This is a genomic window from Brucella sp. NBRC 14130, assembly GCF_040371715.1.
GTDB lineage: Bacteria > Pseudomonadota > Alphaproteobacteria > Rhizobiales > Rhizobiaceae > Brucella > Brucella intermedia.
The window spans coordinates 159,891-183,118 of record NZ_BAABTE010000005.1; the positions used below are offsets into that span (position 1 = coordinate 159,891).

Genomic DNA, 23,228 nt, shown 5'->3' on the forward strand with positions numbered 1-23,228 from the left:
GAGCCTTATGGTTCAGAACCCCAATATAGATGTGCCTCTGAAAGGCGATCAAATACCGGAATTTGTGGAAACCGCCGTATTCAAGCGCGACGTGTTTTCAGAAACCCATGCCGGCTATTTCGTGAACGATCCCGAAACCCGCATCATCCGTCGCGTGGTGAGCGCCGCTCCCTGGTGGTCGAAGCCGCTGGCCTGGATATTGGCCCGGCGCGAAATTCGCGGTCTCAAGACAGTGCGCGGTATCGAAGGCGTCCCACAACTCCTCGCCACCGACAAGGACGGGCTTTATCGATCCTGGACAGAAGGAACGCCATTGCATCTTGCGCGCCCTTCCGATCCGAAATGGTATCGCACCGCGCATCGCATTCTGCGCGACATGCGCCGGCTCGGTGTCACCCATAACGATCTCGCCAAGCCACAGAATTGGCTGATGACGCCTGAAGGCGAAGCAGCGGTCATCGACTTCCAGCTGGCAAGCGTTCATCGCCGTCGCGGTGCCCTCTATCGCCTGATGGCATATGAGGATTTCCGCCATCTGCTCAAGCAGAAGCGTGCCTTCGCCAAGGACCGGATGACGCCAACGGAAAAACGCATTCTGGCGCGCCGGTCGCTGCCCTCCCGCATCTGGCTCGCGACAGGCAAGAAGGTCTACAACTTCATCACCCGTGGCATTTTCAGCTGGTCGGACGGTGAAGGTACGGGCGACCGGATCGACAACGAAGGTCCTGCAATCCGTGCGGCACTGAAATCCGATCCGCGCGTAACCGATGTGGCGCTTGCGCTCTATTCACTTCCAGCCAAGGGCGTCGGCATCTACGCTTTCGTGGAAACGCTGAACGCAGACGAGAAAAGTCTGCGCGCAAGGCTTAAAGGACAGAAGGTCGAACTGATCCAGCCGGTTGCCCATCTGCCACGGCGCGCCGATGGGACCGTCCGCGACGACATTCTGCGGCTGATCGCCATGAACCAGATGACGGAACTGGACGATCTGTTGCAGCGTGAACCCGAACTGCGCGGGCTCGTCGAAGCGCTGGCTTCTCATCGCCTGAACTTTACGGATCGGCGCGTTACTCAATTAGAGTAGTCGAATATTTTAACCCTTTCGCTGGTCTTTCAGCCACGAATCATTACATTCGGGTCAAATGTCTGACTTTCCCGACGATATGCCGTTTTTCGGCGATGACGACGCTCCGGCAAGCCGCACGCCTGCTCCCGGCAGCATTGCCGCACGTGCCATGGCAGCACGCAACCAGCAGCGCGGCGAACCCGATTACCTGAAAGGGCTGAACCCCGAACAGCGTCAGGCCGTGCTGACGACAGAGGGTCCGGTGCTGGTGCTTGCCGGTGCGGGCACTGGCAAGACACGCGTTCTGACGACCCGTATCGCGTATATTCTGACCACCGGCCGTGCCTATCCAAGCCAGATTCTCGCCGTGACCTTCACCAACAAGGCTGCGCGTGAAATGAAGGAGCGTATCGGCCATCTGGTCGGCGGCGCAGTGGAAGGCATGCCATGGCTCGGCACATTCCACTCCATCGGCGTCAAGCTTTTGCGCCGCCATGCGGAACTTGCCAATCTGACATCGGATTTCACGATCCTCGATACGGATGATGTGATCCGGCTGATCAAGCAGCTCATTCAGGCTGAAGGCCTTGATGACAAGCGCTGGCCGGCGCGCACCTTCGCCAACATGATCGACGGATGGAAGAACAAGGGATTCGGCCCATCCGATATTCCTGAAGGCGATGCACGCTCATTCGGCAATGGTCGCGGGCGCGAGCTTTATCAAGCCTATCAGGAACGCCTGCGCACATTGAACGCCTGCGATTTCGGCGATCTTCTGCTGCATCCGATCCGCATCTTCCGCAATCATCCGGATATCCTGCGCGAATATCACGCAAAGTTCCGCTACATTCTGGTGGACGAGTATCAGGATACAAATACAGCGCAGTATCTCTGGCTGCGCTTGCTTGCACAACGCCCTCAATCGAGAAATACCTCTCCCACAACACAAAACACAAATGCGCCCATACAGCCCGCTAGGGCGTCCGAAGGCCCCCGCGGAGCCGGTGAGCGCCGCGAACTCGGCGTGAGCGAAAACAAAGTCAATCTGTGCTGTGTCGGCGATGACGACCAGTCGATCTATGGCTGGCGCGGGGCAGAAGTGGACAATATTCTTCGTTTCGAGAAGGATTTCCCGGGCGCAGTCGTCATCAAGCTCGAGCGCAACTACCGCTCCACGGCGCATATTCTCGGCGCCGCCGCACACCTGATCGCCCATAATGAGGGCCGCCTCGGCAAAACGCTGTTTACGGAAGCGCCCAATCCGGACGATCCACGGGTGAAAGTTCATGCCGCCTGGGACTCCGAAGAAGAAGCGCGCGCAGTCGGCGAAGCGATCGAACAAGCGCAGCGTCAGGGGCACCTCCTCAACAACATGGCGATCCTCGTTCGCGCCTCTTTCCAGATGCGTGAATTCGAAGACCGCTTTGTCACGCTTGGCCTCAATTACCGTGTCATTGGCGGTCCGCGCTTCTATGAGCGCCTCGAAATCCGCGATGCGATGGCCTATCTGCGCGTGGTCGCGCAACCGGCCGACGATCTGGCGTTGGAGCGCATCATCAATACGCCGAAGCGCGGGTTGGGCGAAGCCGCCATCCGGCAGGTGCATGATTATGCCCGCGCACGCGACATTTCCATGTTCGCTGCGGCTTGCGACCTCATCGAAACCGAAGAGTTGAAGCCGAAGCCACGCTCCGCGCTGCGCGAAGTGGTCGAGAATTTCCTGCGCTGGCAGTCAATGATCGACAATACCCCGCACACGGAACTGGCGGAAACCATCCTCGATGAGTCCGGCTACACGGCTATGTGGCAGAATGACAAGTCTGCCGAAGCACCGGGTCGGCTTGAAAACCTCAAGGAACTCATCCGTTCCATGGAGGAATATGAAAGTCTGCGTGGTTTCCTTGAACATGTCGCCCTTGTCATGGATGCCGAGCAGAACGAGGATCTGGATGCCGTCAACATTATGACGCTGCATTCGGCCAAAGGTCTGGAGTTTGAAACCGTCTTCCTTCCTGGCTGGGAAGAAGGCCTGTTTCCCCACCAGCGCGCGCTTGATGAAGGTGGCCGTTCGGGCCTTGAGGAAGAACGTCGCCTCGCCTATGTCGGCGTGACCCGCGCCAAGAAAAATCTGCATATCTGGTTCGTGTCCAACCGGCGCATTCATGGAATGTGGCAATCCACCATTCCCTCCCGTTTTCTGGAAGAATTGCCGGAAGCGCATGTGGAAGTGGCTGAACTGGAAGGCAATTACGGCGGTTATGGCGGTGGCTATGGGCAGTCCCGTTTCGATAAGGCCGATCCGTTCCAGAACACCTATTCGACGCCCGGCTGGCAGCGCGCACAGCAGAACCGTTCCGATGCGACACGCAATAACTGGGGCTCGCGCTCCGGCAGCCGCGTCGAGCGTATCGGCTATGGCGAGACCGATTCCGGCTTCGGCGCCGGACGTGGTTCTGTGAAGGGCCGCACGATAGACGGCGAACTGGTAGCCAAGTCAGTGGCAGACAAGCCATCGGCCTTCAAGCTTGGCGACCGCGTGTTTCATATCAAGTTCGGCAATGGCACGATCTCGCTTATCGACGGCAACAAACTCACCATCGATTTCGACAAGGCCGGGCAGAAGCGCGTTCTCGACAGCTTCGTCCAGCCGATCTGAATAACATCTGGTCAAGAAGCCGGAATAGCAAAAGCTTTGTTATTCCGGCTTACCTTTAGCCCACGTAACATCGCCCTTATAGAGCGGCACGGTCGAAAGCGAGGTCTTCGCGGAACCGTCCTGAACCTGCGTCGCATGGGCGAGATAAAGCAGCGTATTGTTCGTCTTGTCGTAAATGCGCGTGATGACGAGCTTCTTCCAGATCAGACTGGTGCGTTCGGAGAAAACCCGCTCTCCACCCTTGCCAAGATCAATGTCGCCTATGGTGATCGGCCCTGTCTGCTCACATGAAATCGAAGCATTGGATGGGTCTTCAAACCAGTTACCCTTTTGCAACCGGTCGATCATGCCACGTGAGAACGACGCCAGATGGCAGGTTACGCCCTGCACCTTCGGGTCCTGTACCGCGTCGATGACGATATCATTTCCAAGCCAGTCGACGCCGACCTTGCCGACTTCCTCGGCGGGAGCCGCCGAAGCTGCAACAACCATCATTGGAGCAAGCAACAAACCGGCAAAACGCTTCAGTCCGACCATATTTTCCAGTCTCCAGAACTATCGTGACGTGAAAGTGGGAAAATAATTACGGCTTTGCAAGAGCCGGATTCAGCCGCTCCACTTTTCAAGAAACGCCTCGATCTCGAGCGTCTGAATGTACGGCACCGCTTCGTAGAGTTTTTCCACTGGCCAGTTCCACCATTCAAGTTCAAGCAGCCGTTCTATGACGGCATTGTCGAACCTTTTGCGAATAAAATGGGCCGGAACACCACCGACCACATGATAAGGCGGCACATCCTTCGTGACCACGGCGTTCGCGCCAATCACAGCGCCATGGCCGATCTGGACGCCCGGTGTGATGACCGCACCGTGGCCGATCCACACATCATTACCGATGATCACGCGCTGCGCCTGACGCCTTGCGCGGAACTCTCCATCAACGCCCAGATAACGAAAATATTCATTTGGCCGGTAGCTGACCTTATGCGTCGTCAGCCGCTCCATCGGGTGTTCAAGCGCATTGATGCGGACATTCGCAGCAATGGAGCAGAACTTGCCAATCTCGGCATAGATCCCCTCACCGTTCCGCTCGAAATAGGTGAAATCGCCGACCGTGACTTCACGCAGAATCACACGCTCACCGATATCCGCATACCGCCCCAGCTTGACTGATTTCAGCTGAGCAGTGGAATGAATGCGAGGTTCACTGTTTTGGAAACGAAGGTCATCTGACGACGTCATGAATATTCACCCGAAGCATCGCTACAAACAGCGAAATCCGCGAAGATCGGCCTATGCCGCTGCCATTTCAGGCATATATCAGTTCGCCCCCTTGCGAAAGACAAAGCAAGTGTCCCCTAAACTCGTTCATCTCCCACGCGACAAATAGTCAAAAATTTCAGAAATTATTGAAAATTGAACAAATGACCCTACACTGCCGCCAGCTCTTCATGATGGCAGGATGCGGCTTTAACGACGGTTCTGCAATGCATAAAGAAAAGATAGGTTGTTGAGCAGCGCAACGAGGCGCGTTCGGAAATTCAAGGCTGACTGGACATGAAAAAATTCCTGCCCATCTTCATCATCGCCTTTATCGTCGTCATTGTCGGCGCTGCGGGGCTTAACCTTTTCCGCGACAAGCAGGCGGCTAAAGAACCGTTTGGCGGCCCACTCAACCTCGTCACCATGGACGGAAAGCCGTTCACCGAGAACGACCTGCGCGCTGCGCCGGCGGCCATCTTCTTCGGCTTCACTCACTGCCCCGATGTCTGCCCCACCACGCTCTATGAGATGGATGGCTGGCTGAAGCAGCTCGGACCGGAGGGCAGTGACATCAAGGCTTATTTTATCACCGTCGACCCGGAACGTGACACGCAGGAAGTCATGAAAACCTATGTCGGCAACGTTTCCGACCGCATCATCGGCGTCACCGGTACGCCGCAGAATATTGCGGATGTGGTGAAGTCCTACCACGTCTACGCAAAGAAGGTTCCCGGTGAAGACGGCGAATATACCATGGATCATACGGCATCGGTATTTCTGCTCGACAAGGGCGGCCGCTTCCGCAGCACCATCGCCTATCAGGAAAACCCGGATACGGCTCTGGAAAAGTTGAAGAATCTGGCCAAAGGCGCTGCAAAGAGCTAAGGAGAAGCTCTAGAACATTTCCAGCAGAGAGCTTTTTACTTCATGGCCCAGTCACGACTTTTCTTTTCGGCAGATAAGGCGGAAGCCGAGCGCGTCTACAACATTCTCGAACAGGCTTTCGAGGAGGATGGCTTTCCCATAGCAATCACCGAGATCGATGAAGATCGACAGGTTTTCGAGGTTTCGGTCTATGTCGAGGACAATGCCGAAGAAGTTGCTGGGCGGATCGATGAACTGGTGGGTACGGGCCTTTTTGCCGTCGAGGAACTGCCGGACATCGATTGGGTCACGCATTCGCTGGATGGTCTGAAGCCGGTGAGAGCCGGACGTTTCTTCGTCCATGGCTCGCACGACCGCGACAAGATCGAAGTGGGCGATATTCCCATCGAAATCGACGCGGGTCTTGCTTTTGGCACCGGCCATCACGGAACAACGGCGGGATGCCTCGAACTGATCGAGGAGACCGTCACCAGCGAACATCCGACCAATGCGCTTGATCTCGGTACCGGCAGCGCCGTTCTCGCCATCGCTATCGCCAAGCTCGCTCCCATTCCGGTATTGGCTACCGATATCGACCCCGTCGCCGTTACGGTCGCTGCTGAAAATGCCGCCAAGAATGGCGTTGCCGAGCACATCGTCACGGCAACGGCCGAAGGCTTCGGCCACGCGATATTCCGTTCCCATTCGCCGTTCGACCTGATCGTCGCCAATATTCTGGCCAATCCGCTTATCGAGCTTGCGCCTTCCCTAAAAGAACATCTCGCGTCCGGCGGTTCCATCATTCTTTCCGGAATACTTGACAGCCAGCACGATGCGGTGCTCGCTGCCTATCAGGCACAGGGTCTCACCCATCAAAAGACGCTGCATCGCGAAGGCTGGGTGGCGATCCATTTGAAATAAAGCATTTCCAGCAAAAGTGCGAAGTGGTTTTGCTCCGGATAATGCGTAACATCTAAGAGTCAGAGCAGTTTAACCAGACTGCTCTAACTGGCCGCATGCACCACGGCGTATTCCTGTTTTGAGCGAGTTACAAAATGGCTATTCAGAATTTCGACGTCACCACAAATCCGGCCAATGGAGCCCCGCGCGTTGCAAAGCTGCGCGCGAAGATGGCCGAGCTTGGCCTCGACGGTTTTCTGGTTCCTCGCGCCGATGAGCATCAGGGCGAATATGTCCCGCCCCATGCGCAGCGTCTTGCCTGGCTGACCGGCTTCACCGGATCGGCAGGTGCTGCGCTCATCCTCAAGAACAGCGCCTATGTGTTCGTGGATGGACGCTACGAATTGCAGGTTCGCGCCCAGACCGACCCAAAGGTCTTTTCCTATGAAAGCCTCGTCACCAACCCACCGGCTTCCTGGCTGGCGGAGAACGGCAAGGGTCTGAATATCGGCTTCGACCCGTGGCTTCACACCATTTCGGAAGCCCGCGCTTTGCGCGAGGCGCTCGAAAACCAGGGTGGTCAACTGGTTCCAGTCGAAATCAACCTTGTCAACGCCATTTGGGACGACCAGCCCGGCGTGCCTGCGGCGGAAGTCACGATCCAGCCAGCCCGTTTCGCAGGTCATGAGGCGGAGGACAAAATCAGGGAAATGCAGACGGCCGTTGCCGCTAGTGGCGCCAGCGCGACTGTCCTCACCGATCCGTCCTCGGTCGCGTGGGTGTTCAATATTCGCGGCAAGGACGTTTCCAACACGCCGCTTCCGCTCAGCTTTGCCATCATTCCCGCGCAAGGCGAGCCAGAGCTTTTTATTGATGAACGCAAGCTTGCCATCGAACCGCGTGCCTATCTGACGCAGCTTACCAGGCTCGCAGCACCTGCCGATCTGGAGGGGCATCTCAGTGCTCGCGCGGTCAAAGGCGAAGCCATCCTTCTCGATCCCGCTCTTGCTGCCGAAAAACTCCGCCTTATCGTCGACAGTTCAGGCGGTAGCGTGATCGAAGGGAAGGATCCAGCCCGTATTCCTCGCGCCATCAAGAACAAGGCTGAGCTTGATGGCTCGCGCGCAGCACATGAGCGCGACGGTGTGGCGATGGTCAATTTCCTTTCCTGGATCGACGCCCAGAAGCCCGGTACGGTCGATGAAATCAGCGCGGCCCGAAAGTTGGAAGAATCGCGTGCCGATGCCGGGCGAGATTTCCAGATGCCGCTGGAAGACATATCCTTCGACACGATCTCCGGTGCGGGGCCAAATGGTGCGATCATCCATTACCGCGTCAACACCGATACCAACAGGACGCTCGAAGACGGTGAGCTTTATCTGGTCGATTCCGGCGCGCAATATCGCGATGGCACCACCGACATCACCCGCACCGTGCCCATCGGCAGCGTGTCGCCGGAGACGATCAAGGCCTTCACGCTCGTGCTGAAAGGGGTGATCGCGATCACCACCGCCCGTTTCCCGAAAGGCACGCGCGGCCAGGATATCGACGTTCTGGCCCGCATCGCACTGTGGAAGCATGGTTTCGACTACGCGCACGGAACCGGCCATGGCGTCGGCTCCTACCTGTCGGTCCATGAAGGTCCGCAGAGCATTTCGAAGAAGGGCGCGCAGGAGTTGCTGCCGGGCATGATCCTTTCCAATGAGCCGGGTTATTACAAACCGGGTTCATTCGGCATCCGCATCGAAAACCTCATCATCGTCACCGAACCGGAAGTGCCCGAAGGGGGCGACATTCCGATGATGGGCTTCGAGACACTGACTTTCTGCCCCATCGACCGGCGCTTGATCGACAAGTCGCTGTTCACGCAGGAGGAAATAGACTGGCTGAACAGCTATCACGCCCGCGTGCGCGAGAAGCTCTCCGGCCATCTCAAGGACGCTGAACGCAAATGGCTTGAAGCGGCCACCGCGCCGCTTTAATAGCACTTTCACGCAGCAAAATGGCGTAGCACTATCAGGAGCGCTACGCCCGCAAAGAACATTGTCATCATGCTGAGCCGCAGCGAGAGCACGATACACACCGCCAACACGAGCAGTTCCCGCCAGCCGTGATCTGAAGCGGGTGCGGCCACAATGGCCGTCAGAACAGCCGCAGGCACAGCGTTGAGCGCCGCTTCCACCCGATAATGCACATGGCTGAAGCGTGACAGGACCAGATGCCCGCCGATGCGGGTAAGATAGGTACAGAGCGCACTTGCAAGAATGATCCAGATCGTGGTGGACATTTATGCCTCCCCTTCGCGTGGTTTTGCGATAATCGCCGCCAGCGCAATTCCGCCAAGCGCGCCCAGCGAAACATGCCACGGAGACCCCACGAATTTGTAGGCTGCGACCGCAGAAATCGCACTGGCTATAACGACAGGCAGCCAGTTCTGGCGATGGCGGAAACTCATGACCATGCCGAGAAAATAGATTGGCAAAAGAAAGTCGATGCCGAAGGCATAGGGGTTGGTAATCAGATTGCCAAACAATCCACCGATAAGCGCTTCCAGAACCCAGGTCAGATAGAAGGTGAGCCCGAGGGCCATGTACCAGGCGAAGGTGACCGGCTTGCCGGCTTCCGCACGCTGTTCGACTTCCGCATACTGGATGTCCACCAGAACGAAAAAAGCCAGCGCCTTTTGCCATAGCTTGAAGTGACGGATGCGGCGACCTGTCGTCGCCGAATAGAGCACGTGCCGGAAATTGACCGCGAAGATCGACATGACGATCATCCACGGCGCAATATTCTGGCTGAAGAGATCGAGCCCCACCATCTGACTGGCACCGGCATAGATGATCGCGCTCATGAACACCGCTTCGGAAAGCGACAAGCCGTTATCGACAGCCAGCGCGCCGAACAGCAAGCCAAATGGCGCTCCTGCGACGACAAGCGGAAGTCCACGCCGGACACCGTCAACAATATCGGCGCGCGCTGAAGCCCTTCCGGGCCGAAAAGTCTGATTCACGAATACTTACTCCTCCGAATGAAGAGTAGTTATGAAATTCTGCTGCCCGTTGGAATATGATTTCCCAAAAAATCATACTATTAAACGGCGATGCCGCATTTGGGCATCACTCATAAATCCCGCTGATGCATTCATGAATGATCATGATTGTTGTGGAACAGTCTTTTCGATTTTGTGCATCCAGTCCACCAGTGGACGAGCCCGTTCGGTGAAATCGACAAGACGATCCGCCAGATCGGCACGGGTAATCGTTTCAGGATCGATTTCCATCCGCACCGAGTAATGCCGATTGCGGATGGCTTCCAGCAGATCGTCGTCGGTGACGGCTTCAAAACCTCGCGGCGTTCGTTTCAGCCGGTCGTAGTCGCTGATCTTCAAACCGTTTTTCTTGAGTTTCGCGACCATGGCGCGGAATTCTTCCGGCTTCTCGACGATAGAGTTGCGTATGGCTTGGAGCAGTTCTTTCTTCGGTCCCCACCACGCGACACAGGCGTAGCTGTCGCGCACACCCGGCAAGCCGATGCAGACATAGAAGCATCCGCTCTCGTCCCATTTCGTGCCCGATTGCGACAGCAATGCGGACAGATGACGATTATAGGGAGCCTTATCCTTTGAAAACCGCGTGTCACGCTTGATACGGAACTGCGATTTCACCCGGTCGCCCTTGAACGGCAGACCGGCCTTTTCGAACCGGCTCGTCAGTTCCTCGACAAGATCGCCAAGCGGCTCCTTCAATTGCTGCTCGAAAAGTTCCTTGTTCTCCACGAACCATTCGCGGTTCTGGTGAAAATCCAGAGCTTTCAGAAACGGGATCGCTTTCTCGCCAAAACCGTTGAACGGGGCCATTATTCTTCTCCGACCAGCTTGAACCAGGCATCTTCGTTGATGACTTCGATGCCAAGCTCCGATGCCTTCGCAAGCTTGGAGCCCGCACCCGGTCCAGCCACCACAAGATCGGTCTTCTTCGATACCGATCCGGCGGTCTTTGCCCCATAGCGTTCTGCCATGGCCTTGGCCTCATCGCGCGACATACGCTCCAGACTGCCCGTAAACACCACCGTCTTGCCTTCCACCGGCGAACCGGTGGCAACGCGCGCCGCCTCATCAAGCGGCGTCACTTCCGCCAGAAGAGCCGTCAGCACTTCGCGGTTATGCGGCTCGGCATAAAAATCCACGACCGCCTCGGCAACAATGGAACCAATGCCCTCTACCGCGATCAGGTCCTGCCAGACTTCATTACCTTTGTCTGTACGGTCGCCTTCTTTCGGCGGGACGGCTTCCAGTGCAGCTTTTTCAAACGCGGCATAAGACAGATAGGCTCGGGCGAAGCGTTTGGCATTGACTTCGCCGACATGACGGATGCCGAGGCCGAACAGAAAGCGGTTGAGCGCAATCTCGCGCCGGTCGTTGATTGCATCGTAAAGCTTCTTCACGGAAGTCGCGCCGAAGCCTTCGATGTTCTCAAGCTTCTTGAGCGAACCCGCCTGCCGCTTTTGCAGCGTAAAGATATCCGCAGGCGATTTGATCTTCAGGCTGTCGTCCTCGGCGTGGAAGAAGAACTCAACCTGCTTTTCGCCAAGACCTTCGATATCGAAGGCATTGCGCGATACGAAATGGCGAATGCGCTCGACCGCCTGCGCCGCACAGGTCAGGCCACCGGTACAGCGGTAGACCGCCTCGCCTTCCTCACGCACCGCGTGGCTCCCGCAGACCGGGCATTCATGCGGGAAATGGAACGGCACGGCATCGACCGGACGCTTCTCCAGTACAACATCGACAATCTGCGGGATAACGTCACCTGCGCGCTGCACAATGACCGTATCGCCAAGGCGAATGTCATGCTCGTCCGCGCGGATACGCTCCCCCTTGAGACCGATGCCCTTGATATAATCTTCGTTGTGCAGCGTCGCATTGGTGACGACCACCCCGCCGACCGTGATCGGCTCCAGTCGCGCCACCGGTGTCAGCGCGCCGGTTCGCCCGACCTGAATGTCGATATCGCGCAGGATCGTCGTCGCCTGTTCTGCCGGAAACTTGTGCGCAATGGCCCATCGCGGGCTGCGCGAGCGGAAACCAAGCCGCGTCTGCAGATCGAGCCGGTCGACCTTGTAGACCACGCCGTCGATATCATAGTCCAGCGTCGGTCGTTCGAGCCCAATGGCACGGTAATGCGCAAGCAATTCGTCCCCCCCGTGAAGCCGCTTTGTCAGCGGATTGACCGGGAATCCCCACTCGCGAAACATCTCGACCATGCCCATCTGCGTGTCGGCGGGCATGTCCGACATTTCACCCCAGGCATAAGCGAAGAACTTCAGCTTTCGGCTCGCCGTCACCTTGGCGTCCAGTTGGCGTAACGAACCCGCTGCCGTGTTGCGCGGGTTCACATAGGTCTGCTTGCCTTCAGCGGCCATCTGCTCATTGAGCGCGAGGAAATCGCTCTTGGCCATATAGACCTCGCCGCGCACTTCCACCACGGACGGCGCTCCAGCCGGTAGCCTGTTCGGGATTTCGGCAATGGTGCGGATATTCGCGGTCACATTCTCACCGGTCGTGCCGTCGCCGCGTGTTGCGCCGCTGACCAGAACTCCGTTCTCGTAACGGATCGACATGGAAAGGCCGTCGATCTTCGGCTCGGCGGTAAAAGCGATGGAATTATCCGGCAACTGCCCCAGAAATCGGTAGACGCTGCCGACAAAATCACGCACGTCCTCATCCGAAAACGCGTTGCCGAGCGAAAGCATCGGGCGCGCATGGACAATCGGGGCGAATTTGGAAACCGGCGCAGTGCCGACCCGCAAGGACGGGCTATCTGTCCGCACCAGATGCGGAAAGCGCGCTTCGATTGCATCGTTGCGCCGCTTCAGCGCGTCATATTCCGCATCTGAAATTTCCGGCCGGTCATTGGCATGATAAAGCTCATCATGATGCGCAATCTCACGCGCCAGCCGCTCCAGTTCGGAAACGGCTTCAGGCTCGGTCAGTTTTTCGACGGGAATATCGGTCATAGGCGAAGCAAAACCTGCTGATTCAGTTTCGCCCAACATAAACAAGAAATATGATTACGCCTACGAAAACAGCGAGGTGCACAATGACTGCTGACAGGCTTTTAAATGGCCAGCGCGCTATTTTCGGCAAGCAGACGCTCCGCCGCCGCGCGCGCTTCATCGGTGATGCTGGCGCCGGCGAGCATACGGGCAATCTCTTCCTGCCGCTCGTCCACCCCGATGGATCGAATCGAAGTCGCCATCCGGTCTTCGTTGGTCGCCGACTTGGCGATCAGGAAATGGGTGGAGGCACGCGCCGCCACCTGCGGCGCATGCGTAACCGAAAGCACCTGCACACGGCCCGAAAGCCGTGCAAGGCGCTGGCCGATCGCATCCGCCACAGCGCCGCCCACGCCGGTATCGATTTCATCGAATACGAGCGTCGGAGCAGAACCGCGATCGGCAAGCGCCACTTTCAGCGCCAGCAGGAAGCGCGAAAGCTCGCCACCCGAAGCGACCTTCATCATGGGCCCTGCCCGCGTGCCCGGATTTGTGCGCACCCAATATTCCACCGTATCGATGCCTTCCGCCGCGCGGGCTTCCGGATCGGTCGTCATTTCGACGATGAACTCGGCGCGCTCGAGCTTGAGCGCAGGCAATTCGGCCATCACAGCGGCCTTCAGATGTTCTGCGGTTTCCTTGCGCGAAGCGGAGAGCTTGGCGGCAGCCATATCATAGGCCGCACGCATTTCGCTCGCCTGGCCTTCAAGCTGGACGAGCTTTTCCGCCCCGGCATCGAGGTCGGCAAGATCGGCATCCATCTTGTCACGCAGCGCGGGCAAGCCTTCCACGGCAACGGAATATTTGCGCGCGGCAGCACGCAGCGCAAAAAGCCGTTCCTCGACCTGTTCCAGTACGCGGGGATCGAAATCGATTTCGCGCATGGCATGATCGATGCCGTCCTGCGCAAGAGCCAGGCTGTTGAGCGCTTCGTCGATTGCCTTGCAAACCGGTTCCAGCAGATGCGGCGCTTCCGGAATTTTGCGCTCCAGCCGACGCACAAGGCTTGCAAGCGACGGCACGGGAGACCCCTGTCCCGACAGCAATTCGCCAGCTTCGTTCACGTCACCGGCGATTTTTTCGGATTTCATCATGATCGCGCGACGTTCAGCGAGTTCTTCCTCTTCGCCGGGTTGCGGATCGAGCTTCGTCAGTTCTTCGACCGAAGAGCGCAGATAGTCGCCTTCTCGCTCGGCCTGTTCGACGCGGGCGCGGTGTTTGGAAAGTGCGGTTTCTGCGTCGCGCCAAGCCTTGTGACGCTCACGAACCACCGCGGCCTCTTGTTCGAGACCACCGAAGGCATCCAGCAATGTACGATGAAGATCGGTATCGATCAGGGCGCGGTCGTCGTGCTGGCCGTGAATTTCCACCAGCTTGCGCCCAAGGTCGCGAAGGAGCGCGACGCTCGCCGCCTGATCATTAATGAAGACGCGCGTGCGGCCATCGCCCATCTGCAGGCGGCGCAGGATGATGTCGCCATCATCGTCAAAACCGTTTTCGCGCAGAAAATTCCGGGCAGGATGTCCGCCCGGCACATCGAATACCGCCGTCACCTGCCCCTGATCGGCGCCATGACGCACCAGTGAGGCGTCGCCGCGCGCGCCCAGAGCCAGTGAAAGCGAATCAAGCAGGATGGACTTGCCCGCCCCGGTTTCACCGGTAAGCACGGACAAGCCCGTCTTGAACTCGATGTCGAGCCTTTCAATCAGAACAATATCGCGGATCGACAGGTGCGACAGCATGTGAGATTCAGCTTATGAGCCGCCGCCGGTGATGAGCGCCGAAGCCTTGGCCAGCCACGAATTGCCATTCTCGCGCGGCTGAAGACCGCCGCTCTGCAGGAGCTTGTAGCTGTCCTTGTACCACTGGCTGTCCGGATAGTTCTTGCCGAGAACCGACGCGGCCATCTGGGCTTCCGAGGTCAGGCCAAGCGCATAATAGGCTTCGACAAGACGGGCGAGTGCTTCTTCCACCTGACGGGTGTTGGAATATTCTTCCACCACGCCGCGGAAGCGCTTGATGGCTGCCAGATATTCCTTGCGTTCCAGATAGTAACGGCCGACCTGCATTTCCTTGCCTGCAAGCTGGTCGCGGGCGAAGCGGATCTTGGCCTTGGCGTCATCCGTATATTCGGAATCCGGGAAGCGATCGACCACTTCCTGCATCGCGGCGATCGCGCGGCGGCTTGCGGCCTGGTCGCGGGTCACGTCCGGAATCTGGCGGAAGTAGGAAAGACCAATGATGTAATAGGCATAGGCCGATTCCGGCGAAGTCGGGTAAAGCGTGTTGTAACGCTTCGCCATCGAGATCGCTTCTTCGTAATTGCCCTTGCGGTAGTTGGTGAAGGCAGCCATCACGAGCGACTTGCGCGCCCATTCCGTGTAGGGATGCTGGCGGTCGACGGCTGCGAATTTCTTCGCGGCTTCATCGAGGCGACCTGCATCCAGATTGGCGAGACCTTCATTGTAGAGCTTGTCGGCAGGATCGATCGTCTCGACATATTTGGTGAGATCGATGTCGTCGTCCTTGCTGGCACAACCGGCGAGCGGGATAAGAACGGCGATAGCGCTAGTAAGCAGCGCGGTTTTCGTCACACCCTTGAATTTGAAACTCGTCATGCGGTCTCCGGCCTTCTGGCAGCGTCATTCCTGTTTGGAGTTGCGTGCTTCTAGCACTGCACGGCTGCTCCATCCATACAAAACATTCAGCTCCAGCCAATGTAAGAACATTGCTGACGCTGTTTTGGCCGTCCATAAACCACATGCAGGCGAAATCGGCAATCGTCTAGTAGCCCGAATCCGCCGGACGGCACGTCGAAACCCGTAACCAGTGTGAATTGTCCCCGGTATTGACCACCCGCATGGGTAGATACTCCCCGATCAATCCACCGCGGAAACGGCGCACCGACTCAATTGCGAGGGGAACCGGCGAACACGGCCCAATTAAGGCCATGTGCCGATACCCACTCATTTCATGCTATAAATCAAAGCGCCCAGGGAGCAGCGATATTCGGCTTCACGGCAACGAAATCGGAGGCTCTTGAATTCTTGCGGACACCCGAAGCTTCGACAATATCGAATGCCGACTTGTCCGACAGCAACGCCTTCACGGTTTCCGCATTCAGCCGGTGGCCGCTGCGATAGGAGCGGAAGCAACCGATGAACGGCAGGCCTGCCAAGGCCAGATCGCCAACGGCATCGAGCGTCTTGTGACGGACGAACTCGTCCTTGAAACGCAAACCACCGGGATTGATGACCGAATTATCGTCACCGATGACGAGCGAATTGTCGAGCGACGAACCAAGCGCATGGCCGGAAGCCCAGAGGCGCTCCACGTCCTTCATGAAACCGAAAGTGCGTGCGGTGGAAAGCTCCTTGCGAAAGGTTGCCTCATCCACATCGTCCGCGAATTTCTGCCGGCCGATCAGCGGGCACTCGAAGTCGATCTCGACCTCAAATCGCGTGCCGGCGAAGGGGCGAAACTCACCCCAGGAGCCGCCAGCCTCGACGCGGACCGTTTTCAAAATGCGGATAAAGCGGCGCTTCGCTTCCTGCGTGACGATACCCGCTTCATCGAAAGCCTCGATAAAACGCGCAGAGGTACCATCAAGAATGGGAACTTCAGGGCCATCGACTTCCACGACAAGGTTGTCAATCCCGAGAGCGGCGATTGCCGCCATGAGATGCTCCACCGTGTCGATCTTGGACTCTTTCGGCCCGAGAGACGTACAAAGGTCCGTCGCACCGATCTGCGAGACATGGGCGCGCACTTCGGGCGCCTTGCCCTTCAGGTCGGAGCGCTGGAATACGATGCCGGTGTCGGCATCCGCCGGGAAGAATGTCGCCGAAGCAGGAGCTCCGCCATGAACGCCGACGCCTGAAAGCGTAACCGCACGACCAATTGTCTTTTGATAAGCGCTCAAGACAGTTCCAATCTGCTGAATATAATGAGTGCAGGTCGCCCAAAAGGAATTTCAACGACCGATTTCGCAATTCTTGGGTCTATATGGATAGATATAGCTAAAATTGCGACAGGAAATACGCAAGGGTGTACAAAACTCCGCCGCCCGAACCATACCCGTTTCGATCAAGATAATAATTCGCGCGGCCTGAACAAAATCACGCTTTCTTACGAACGTGCTGTTTCTGTTTACAGAAACGAAAAGCCGCGGAGTTACCCGCGGCTTTCATATTCATTGCCAGAAATGGCTCAGTTCGACTGGCGGCGCAGGAAGGCCGGGATTTCGAGCTGGTCTTCTTCCGAAGCTGCGCGCGGCTGCGGGCGGCCCTGATCGTCAAGCTGGCCGCGACGCGGTGCATAGATCGACGAATCCTGCTGTGGAGCGCGGCGTTCAGCCGGGCGCATGCCGGGTTCGCGGTGCTGAGCCGGTTCCAGACGGGCCGCAGGCTGATCGTCCTCACGACGCGACAGACCGTGGGTCAGACGCTTCAAGAGGCTCATCGGACCGCGCGGCTCTTCCTGTACAGGCTGCTGCGGAGCGCGACGGGCATTGATTTCAGCCTGTGCAACCGGCGGGAAATCCGAAACGGCTGGCATGCGCGGAGCAGGACGCGGTTCACGAACCGGCTGTTCATGCATCTGCGGCTGCTGATAGGCCGGCTGCTGCACGGCCTGTGCCTGATGGGCAGCCGGAGCCTGCGGCATCGGCGCACGGGCAACCGGAGCGCGTTCGAAGGATTCCGGTGCCGGAGCCTGGAAGATGCGGCTCTGCGGGCGGAATTCCGGCTCTGCCGAAGCGGCAGGTGCAGCCGGTGCGGCGGGAATTTCAGCTTCAGCAGACTGGATCGCCTGGGCAATCGGATCAACCTGACGCGGCTGTTCAACGACCGGAGGACGCAGTGCGCCATGCGGAGCCATCGGCTTTGCCTGTGCGGTCTGCTTTACCGGCTGGCGAAATTCCAGCGGCGCAGGCGCCGCGTCTCCTAACTGCTTATCAATACCGGTAGCGACGACAGACACGCGGATGACGCCTTCGAGGCCTTCGTCGAAGGTCGCGCCAAGAATGATGTTCGCATCCGGATCGACTTCTTCGCGAATACGCGTCGCGGCTTCGTCCACTTCGAACAGGGTCATGTCGCGACCGCCGGTGATCGAGATCAGGAGACCCTTCGCACCGCGCATCGAGGTTTCGTCGAGCAGCGGGTTGGCGATTGCAGCTTCGGCAGCAGCCATCGCGCGGCCTTCGCCGGACGCTTCGCCCGTACCCATCATTGCCTTGCCCATTTCGCGCATCACCGAGCGAACGTCGGCGAAGTCGAGATTGATCAGGCCTTCCTTGACCATCAGGTCGGTGATGCAGGCAACGCCCGAATAGAGCACCTGGTCAGCCATTGCGAAAGCATCGGCGAAGGTAGTCTTGTCATTGGCGATGCGGAAAAGATTCTGGTTCGGAATGACGATGAGCGTATCGACATTCTTCTGCAGTTCTTCGATGCCGAGATCGGCGGTCTTCATGCGGCGTGCGCCTTCGAAATGGAAAGGCTTGGTCACGACGCCGACGGTGAGAATACCGCGTTCACGAGCAGCACGCGCCACGACCGGAGCAGCACCGGTACCGGTGCCGCCGCCCATGCCTGCCGTCACGAAGCACATGTGGGTGCCGTTCAGATGATCGACGATTTCGTCGATGCATTCTTCAGCAGCCGCACGGCCAACCTCTGGCTGGGAACCAGCACCAAGACCCTCTGTAACGGCAGCGCCGAGCTGGATCATGCGTTCGGACTTCGACATCGTCAAAGCCTGAGCGTCGGTGTTGGCCACGACAAAATCCACGCCGCGCAAGCCGGCATTGATCATATTGTTGACCGCATTGCCACCGCCGCCGCCGACACCGAATACGGTGATGCGGGGCTTCAGCTCGGTGATATCCGGCTTTTGCAGATTGATAGTCATAGGTCCTTGTTCCTCTTAAGCCTTACCACCGCTTCGCCGCCGCGGTGTGGATTGGTTGTTACCCAGATGGTCACGCCCCAATAAGTCGACACGCTAATTCAACACGCTATTTCAACAGCTTACACAATACTGGATACTCAGAAACTCTCTTTCAGCCATTGGCTGACACGTTGAATGCGCCCACCCGTACCGGTCATGAGACCGGAGGAAGCCGCTTTCACCGACCGTTCTTCTATCCCGGCCACCTGCGGGTAAATCAGAAGTCCAACGGTCGCGGCGAAAGCCGCCCCCTTAGCCGCCTCAGGCAATCCCGCTATTCCTAGAGGACGCCCGATTCGTACATTTCTTGCAAGGATTCGTCTGGCAGCCTCCGGCATTCCCGGCAGCTGGCTTGCGCCCCCCGTCAGAACCACGCGCTTGCCGACGATATGTCCGAGGCCGGACTGGTTGAGTCTGTCGCGCACCAGTTCCAGCGTCTCTTCCACTCTCGCACGGATAATCCGCGTCAGTACCGAGCGCGGATATTGATTGGGTACATCACGCTCATCGTCACCGATCGGCGGAACCGAGATGAGGTCGCGGTCATCGGCAGCGCTTGGCAGCGCAGAGCCGTACATGACCTTGAGGCGTTCGGCGTCTTCCATACGGGTGGAGAAGCCGCGCGCCACATCCATCGTAACGTGCGTGCCGCCGATGGCCACTGCATCGGCGTGAATGAACTTGCCTTCGGAGAAGACGGAAATCGTCGTCGTGCCGCCGCCCATATCGATGCAGGCCGCGCCCATTTCAGCCTCGTCGCCGACCAGAGCCGCAAGACCGCTGGCATAAGGCGTTGCAACGATGGCTTCCACCGACAGATGGCAACGATTGATGCAAAGCTCCAGATTGCGCAGCGGCGCAGCATCGGCTGTCAGCACATGCATGTCGACACCGAGACTGTCGCCGAGCATTCCAAGCGGATCGCGAATGCCGCGCTCACCGTCGAGCGTATAGCCGACGGGCAGCGAATGGACGAGGTGACGTTCAGCGGCCAGCGCCTGCTTTGCGCCCGCCGCCAGAACGCGGCGAATATCCGTCTGCTCCACTTCATGGCCGCCCAGATTGACGCTTGCCGTGAAGGTTTCGCTCTTGAGGCGACCAGCGGAAATATTGACGATAAGGCTATCGACGGTCAGGCCGGCCATGCGCTCTGCGGCGTCGACCGCAAGACGGATCGACTGTTCAGCCGCATCCAGATCGATGATGACGCCCGACTTGACGCCGCGCGAACGCTGATGGCCGATGCCCAGCACTTCCATGCGGTGCGTGCGGCCTGGCAGCAGTGCGCCGCCCTCATGCGGACGCAACCTCGCGATGACGCAGGAAACCTTGCTCGACCCGACATCCAGAACCGTTAACAGGCGCACCTTGCGCCCTGCAGTCCCGCCTTGTGATGTCCCCTTGCCGCCCAGAATACTCATACGCGTTTCCCCGTGCGGGATAGTTCTTTTTTACGCTCTGCCAGAAATTTCTGGCGCTGCTCCATGCCGCTTGCCGTCAGCTGCACCGTCACGCGATCTTCGAGACGAAGATCGACCGCAGCGATATCGCGCGACAGAAGATGCTGCTCCTGATCAAGCTTCTCGACATGCGCCAGCGCCTTCAGCGGATCAGTCTCCGGAAGCATGATGCGCACGCCATTATCCAGAAGCAGGTCCCAGCGACGGTCGCCGACCCGGACGTAAGCGCGAACCTTTCCGGCCAGCGCCGGATAGGCGGCAATCTCATCGACGAAGCCCTTGACCTTTTTTTCTGCGCCTTCACCCACCACGAGAGGCAGCGAATTGTAACGGCCCGGACGAAACGGAACGATGGTGTCGCCCGCAGCGTCGATCAAGGACAGATCCTTGTCGTTCTGCCAGATGGCAAACGCCTTGCGCTCGCGCAGCGACACGAGAACGGTGCCGGGATAAACCTTGCGGACTTCCGCGCTTTCAACCCAGGGCAGCTTGTCGATGGACTGGCGTGCCTCTTCGGCGCTCAGGCCGACAAGGGACGTCTCGCCGTCGAGATCGAGCTGACCAAGAATATCGATGTCGGAGGTCTCGTTGTTGCCGACAACCTTCACATCCTCGATTGCAAAACCAAGCGTGGATGCTGTTGCCTTGACGACCTCGGGCGTATGACCGCCGACGGCCATGCCATAGAGACCGGTCGCACCGAGGAAGCCCAGCATACCGACGGTGCCAGCATGGCGCGGAATATTGACATTGCCCTGAAACAGGCGGACGGCAAAGCGGAACGGCTTGCGCAGGAAGCGGGGCAGGACAAAAGCGGCACCCATCGCACCCGATGCATCCCGCATCGAGCCCGAGCGCCCGTATCCGTCCGATTTTCCGTTCAACGCAAACAAGACGCGTCCTCCACCATCCAACTCAACAATTCACCGAAAGAGATACCAGCCGCTCTGGCGATATCAGGCACGAGCGAGGTGGAAGTCATCCCCGGCTGGGTATTGATTTCCAGCCAGATAACTTCGCCATCTTCGGAGAAACGATCATCGAAACGGAAGTCTGACCGGCTTACGCCCCGACACCCGATTGCCCGATGCGCCGTAAGGGCCATTGTTTGTATTTTTTGGTAAATATTTGGTAAAATTTTCGCCGGGCACACGTGAGTTGATGCGCCTGCAACATATTTTGAATCATAATCGTAGAACTGATGCCCGACGGGAATGATCTCGCACACGTCCATGGCGCGATCACCCATAACGGAACAGGTCAACTCGCGACCGGGAATGTATTTTTCGACCAGAACCTCAGCACCGTAATTCCACTCGGCAGAGCTGATGATTTGCGGCGGATGGGCCTGATCCTCCTTGACGATCACAACGCCAAAGCTGGAACCTTCACGCACCGGCTTGACCACGTAAGGCGGCTTCATCGGATGCTCGGCGCCGATCTCGAAACGATTGAGCAGAAGCGAAGGAGCAACGGCAACGCCAGCGGCGGCGGCAACCTTCTTGGCGCGATCCTTGTCCATGGCCAGCGCCGAAGCGAGAACGCCCGAATGCGTGTAGGGAATCTGGAGATATTCGAGAACGCCCTGGATAGCGCCATCCTCACCGAACGGCCCATGCAGCGCGTTGAAAACAACATCAGGCTTCAGCTCGGCAAGAACGGTGGCAACATTGCGATCCACGTCAATACGCGTCACGCGATAGCCGCACTCTTCGAGGGTCGCAGCACAAGACGCTCCGGAGGACAAGCTTACCGGACGCTCCGAAGAGAAACCGCCCATCAAAACGGCAACGTGCTTTCCCGTCATGTTAGCATCCCCTCTGCGCAATCCCCTGCGCATCAATTAAACAGAATCCGAGCAACCCAGCAGCACAGGCCGCAGGCACCCGCGGCAGGAAAATCCTGCCGAATCAAATCACTGTGTGGTTAACCCTAAAGAATCAGAGGATTGATTCCGTGACAAGACCCTATAGGAAGGGACGAACCTTACGTGTCGCTTGCGAAGGCAAAAAAGCCCGGAATATCAGGTAGAAAATCCGGGCAACTTTTTTATCAAAATTTTCCAAGAAACTCTTCAACCGGCTCGCCATCGCGGAACAAACCAAGACGTTTGATTTCCCAATGAAGGCGAATACCCGAATTTTCAAAAACTCGGGCGCGAACCGTTTCGCCCAAAGTCTCCAGATCATGCCCCGTTGCGGTGCCTGTATTGATCATGAAATTGCAGTGCATCTCTGACATTTGCGCGCCGCCGACCCGCAAACCGCGGCAGCCTGCCTTGTCGATTTCCTTCCAGGCCGATGTGCCTTCCGGATTCTTGAAGGTCGAACCGCCTGTCTTTTCGCGCACCGGCTGCACCGTCTCGCGGTGATGCTGCACCTCGTCCATGGCCTGCCTGATTGCGTCGCGCTCGCCCGCAATCCCCTCAAACAGGACGGAGGTAAAAATCAAGTCTGGCGAAGCCGAGGAATGCCGATAGGCGTAGCCCATATCCGTATTGGAAAGCACCTGCACCTCGCCCTTGCGGTCAAGCGCGCGCACTTCCACGACGCGCTCGCGCGTTTCCACGCCGTTCGCGCCCGCATTCATGCGCAGCGCGCCACCTATGCCGCCGGGGATGCCATGGTAGAAATGAAATCCGGCAAGCCCTGCATCCAGCGCCGCCGCAGCCACACGCTTGTCAGGCGTTGCCGCCCCTGCCCGCAATTGCGTGTCGGAAACCTGCTCGACTTCGCCGAAACCCTTGGCCGAGAGCCGCACGACAAAGCCGGGAACGCCGCCATCGCGCACCAAAAGGTTGGAGCCGATGCCCACAACGAGGATCGGAATCTCTTCGGGCACCGCCTTCAGAAAAGCGGAAAGGTCTTCCTCGTCAGCGGGCTGGAAAAGGACTTGCGCCGGTCCGCCAGCGCGAAACCAGGTAATCTTGTCCATGCCGGCATCCGCTGTCAGCCTGCCGCGCAGGCCCGACAACTTGCCGTCGAGCTTTTTCAGAAGCGTCTCGCCGCTTTCCATC

At 58.1% G+C, this 23,228-nt stretch carries 19 protein-coding genes; 5 read left to right on the top strand and 14 right to left on the bottom strand.

Going from position 1 to position 23,228, the window contains the following annotated elements:
• Nucleotides 1-7: 7 nt before the first annotated feature.
• Nucleotides 8-1,084 (top strand): serine/threonine protein kinase, encoded by a 1,077-nt coding sequence (locus ABWW28_RS11875; protein ID WP_006467201.1) that lies wholly within the window; start codon nt 8-10, stop codon nt 1,082-1,084.
• 58 nt (nt 1,085-1,142) lie between these two features.
• Nucleotides 1,143-3,722: an ATP-dependent helicase gene (locus tag ABWW28_RS11880; RefSeq protein WP_021586866.1), complete on the top strand. Its 2,580-nt coding sequence runs from the start codon at nt 1,143-1,145 to the stop codon at nt 3,720-3,722.
• Nucleotides 3,723-3,761: 39 nt separating this feature from the next.
• Here the strand turns inward: ABWW28_RS11880 and ABWW28_RS11885 are convergent, their stop codons facing one another.
• Together ABWW28_RS11885 and ABWW28_RS11890 are read right to left on the bottom strand one after the other, a co-directional pair.
• Nucleotides 3,762-4,259 carry a CreA family protein gene (locus ABWW28_RS11885; protein WP_021586867.1) on the bottom strand — a complete coding sequence of 166 codons (498 nt, stop codon included), beginning with the start codon at nt 4,257-4,259 and terminating at the stop codon, nt 3,762-3,764.
• 69 nt (nt 4,260-4,328) lie between these two features.
• The gene (locus tag ABWW28_RS11890) at nt 4,329-4,961 is read right to left on the bottom strand and encodes a DapH/DapD/GlmU-related protein (protein ID WP_021586868.1); all 633 of its coding nucleotides are present in this window, start codon (nt 4,959-4,961) and stop codon (nt 4,329-4,331) included.
• Nucleotides 4,962-5,276: 315 nt separating this feature from the next.
• Between ABWW28_RS11890 and ABWW28_RS11895 the strand changes: the two genes are divergently transcribed.
• From ABWW28_RS11895 to ABWW28_RS11905, 3 genes are all read left to right on the top strand, one after another.
• Nucleotides 5,277-5,867 (top strand): SCO family protein, encoded by a 591-nt coding sequence (locus tag ABWW28_RS11895; RefSeq protein ID WP_006467205.1) that lies wholly within the window; start codon nt 5,277-5,279, stop codon nt 5,865-5,867.
• 42 nt (nt 5,868-5,909) lie between these two features.
• Nucleotides 5,910-6,767 (top strand): 50S ribosomal protein L11 methyltransferase, encoded by an 858-nt coding sequence (locus ABWW28_RS11900; RefSeq protein WP_021586869.1) that lies wholly within the window; start codon nt 5,910-5,912, stop codon nt 6,765-6,767.
• Nucleotides 6,768-6,901: 134 nt separating this feature from the next.
• A complete protein-coding gene (locus tag ABWW28_RS11905; RefSeq protein WP_021586870.1) occupies nt 6,902-8,728 on the top strand; it encodes an aminopeptidase P family protein in 1,827 nt (608 codons plus the stop codon).
• Nucleotides 8,729-8,736: 8 nt separating this feature from the next.
• On the opposite strand, the gene ABWW28_RS11910 is transcribed toward ABWW28_RS11905, so the two are convergent.
• From ABWW28_RS11910 to murB, 12 genes are all read right to left on the bottom strand, one after another.
• The gene (locus ABWW28_RS11910) at nt 8,737-9,033 is read right to left on the bottom strand and encodes an AzlD family protein (RefSeq protein ID WP_021586871.1); all 297 of its coding nucleotides are present in this window, start codon (nt 9,031-9,033) and stop codon (nt 8,737-8,739) included.
• Nucleotides 9,034-9,756: an AzlC family ABC transporter permease gene (locus ABWW28_RS11915; protein WP_021586872.1), complete on the bottom strand. Its 723-nt coding sequence runs from the start codon at nt 9,754-9,756 to the stop codon at nt 9,034-9,036.
• Between the two features lie 141 nt (nt 9,757-9,897).
• Nucleotides 9,898-10,602: a DUF2461 domain-containing protein gene (locus ABWW28_RS11920; protein WP_021586873.1), complete on the bottom strand. Its 705-nt coding sequence runs from the start codon at nt 10,600-10,602 to the stop codon at nt 9,898-9,900.
• Nucleotides 10,602-12,761, bottom strand: a complete 2,160-nt coding sequence (gene ligA, locus ABWW28_RS11925; RefSeq protein ID WP_025090504.1) for an NAD-dependent DNA ligase LigA — start codon at nt 12,759-12,761, stop codon at nt 10,602-10,604. Before ligA ends, ABWW28_RS11920 begins: the two co-directional genes overlap by 1 nt.
• Nucleotides 12,762-12,862: 101 nt before the next feature.
• Nucleotides 12,863-14,542, bottom strand: a complete 1,680-nt coding sequence (recN, locus tag ABWW28_RS11930; RefSeq protein WP_021586875.1) for a DNA repair protein RecN — start codon at nt 14,540-14,542, stop codon at nt 12,863-12,865.
• A gap of 12 nt (nt 14,543-14,554) precedes the next feature.
• Entirely contained in the window at nt 14,555-15,418 is an 864-nt protein-coding gene (locus ABWW28_RS11935) for an outer membrane protein assembly factor BamD (protein WP_021586876.1), read from the bottom strand.
• 365 nt (nt 15,419-15,783) lie between these two features.
• On the bottom strand, nt 15,784-16,722 hold the full coding sequence (gene lpxC, locus ABWW28_RS11940; protein ID WP_021586877.1) for a UDP-3-O-acyl-N-acetylglucosamine deacetylase: 939 nt from the start codon (nt 16,720-16,722) through the stop codon (nt 15,784-15,786).
• A 287-nt stretch (nt 16,723-17,009) separates the two neighbouring features.
• The gene (gene ftsZ, locus ABWW28_RS11945; protein ID WP_006467215.1) at nt 17,010-18,713 is read right to left on the bottom strand and encodes a cell division protein FtsZ; all 1,704 of its coding nucleotides are present in this window, start codon (nt 18,711-18,713) and stop codon (nt 17,010-17,012) included.
• A gap of 137 nt (nt 18,714-18,850) precedes the next feature.
• Nucleotides 18,851-20,173, bottom strand: a complete 1,323-nt coding sequence (gene ftsA / locus ABWW28_RS11950; protein WP_006467216.1) for a cell division protein FtsA — start codon at nt 20,171-20,173, stop codon at nt 18,851-18,853.
• Nucleotides 20,170-21,105 (bottom strand): cell division protein FtsQ/DivIB, encoded by a 936-nt coding sequence (locus ABWW28_RS11955; RefSeq protein ID WP_025090505.1) that lies wholly within the window; start codon nt 21,103-21,105, stop codon nt 20,170-20,172. Before ABWW28_RS11955 ends, ftsA begins: the two co-directional genes overlap by 4 nt.
• Nucleotides 21,093-22,019 carry a D-alanine--D-alanine ligase gene (locus ABWW28_RS11960; RefSeq protein ID WP_025090506.1) on the bottom strand — a complete coding sequence of 309 codons (927 nt, stop codon included), beginning with the start codon at nt 22,017-22,019 and terminating at the stop codon, nt 21,093-21,095. Before ABWW28_RS11960 ends, ABWW28_RS11955 begins: the two co-directional genes overlap by 13 nt.
• A gap of 245 nt (nt 22,020-22,264) precedes the next feature.
• On the bottom strand, nt 22,265-23,227 hold the full coding sequence (gene murB, locus ABWW28_RS11965) for a UDP-N-acetylmuramate dehydrogenase (RefSeq protein ID WP_021586880.1): 963 nt from the start codon (nt 23,225-23,227) through the stop codon (nt 22,265-22,267).
• Between the last annotated feature and the right edge of the window lies 1 nt (nt 23,228).

What these genes read in the sequence shown, in the direction of transcription:
- ABWW28_RS11935 (WP_021586876.1), bottom strand. Translation starts at nt 15,418, where the DNA reads ATGACGAGTTTCAAATTCAAGGGTGTGACGAAAACCGCGCTGCTTACT.
- ABWW28_RS11885 (WP_021586867.1), bottom strand. Translation starts at nt 4,259, where the DNA reads ATGGTCGGACTGAAGCGTTTTGCCGGTTTGTTGCTTGCTCCAATGATG.
- ftsZ (WP_006467215.1), bottom strand. Translation starts at nt 18,713, where the DNA reads ATGACTATCAATCTGCAAAAGCCGGATATCACCGAGCTGAAGCCCCGC.
- ABWW28_RS11890 (WP_021586868.1), bottom strand. Translation starts at nt 4,961, where the DNA reads ATGACGTCGTCAGATGACCTTCGTTTCCAAAACAGTGAACCTCGCATT.
- murB (WP_021586880.1), bottom strand. Translation starts at nt 23,227, where the DNA reads ATGGAAAGCGGCGAGACGCTTCTGAAAAAGCTCGACGGCAAGTTGTCG.
- ABWW28_RS11880 (WP_021586866.1), top strand. Translation starts at nt 1,143, where the DNA reads ATGTCTGACTTTCCCGACGATATGCCGTTTTTCGGCGATGACGACGCT.
- ABWW28_RS11910 (WP_021586871.1), bottom strand. Translation starts at nt 9,033, where the DNA reads ATGTCCACCACGATCTGGATCATTCTTGCAAGTGCGCTCTGTACCTAT.
- ABWW28_RS11960 (WP_025090506.1), bottom strand. Translation starts at nt 22,019, where the DNA reads ATGACGGGAAAGCACGTTGCCGTTTTGATGGGCGGTTTCTCTTCGGAG.
- ABWW28_RS11920 (WP_021586873.1), bottom strand. Translation starts at nt 10,602, where the DNA reads ATGGCCCCGTTCAACGGTTTTGGCGAGAAAGCGATCCCGTTTCTGAAA.
- ABWW28_RS11875 (WP_006467201.1), top strand. Translation starts at nt 8, where the DNA reads ATGGTTCAGAACCCCAATATAGATGTGCCTCTGAAAGGCGATCAAATA.
- ftsA (WP_006467216.1), bottom strand. Translation starts at nt 20,173, where the DNA reads ATGAGTATTCTGGGCGGCAAGGGGACATCACAAGGCGGGACTGCAGGG.
- ligA (WP_025090504.1), bottom strand. Translation starts at nt 12,761, where the DNA reads ATGACCGATATTCCCGTCGAAAAACTGACCGAGCCTGAAGCCGTTTCC.
- ABWW28_RS11905 (WP_021586870.1), top strand. Translation starts at nt 6,902, where the DNA reads ATGGCTATTCAGAATTTCGACGTCACCACAAATCCGGCCAATGGAGCC.
- ABWW28_RS11900 (WP_021586869.1), top strand. Translation starts at nt 5,910, where the DNA reads ATGGCCCAGTCACGACTTTTCTTTTCGGCAGATAAGGCGGAAGCCGAG.
- recN (WP_021586875.1), bottom strand. Translation starts at nt 14,542, where the DNA reads ATGCTGTCGCACCTGTCGATCCGCGATATTGTTCTGATTGAAAGGCTC.
- ABWW28_RS11895 (WP_006467205.1), top strand. Translation starts at nt 5,277, where the DNA reads ATGAAAAAATTCCTGCCCATCTTCATCATCGCCTTTATCGTCGTCATT.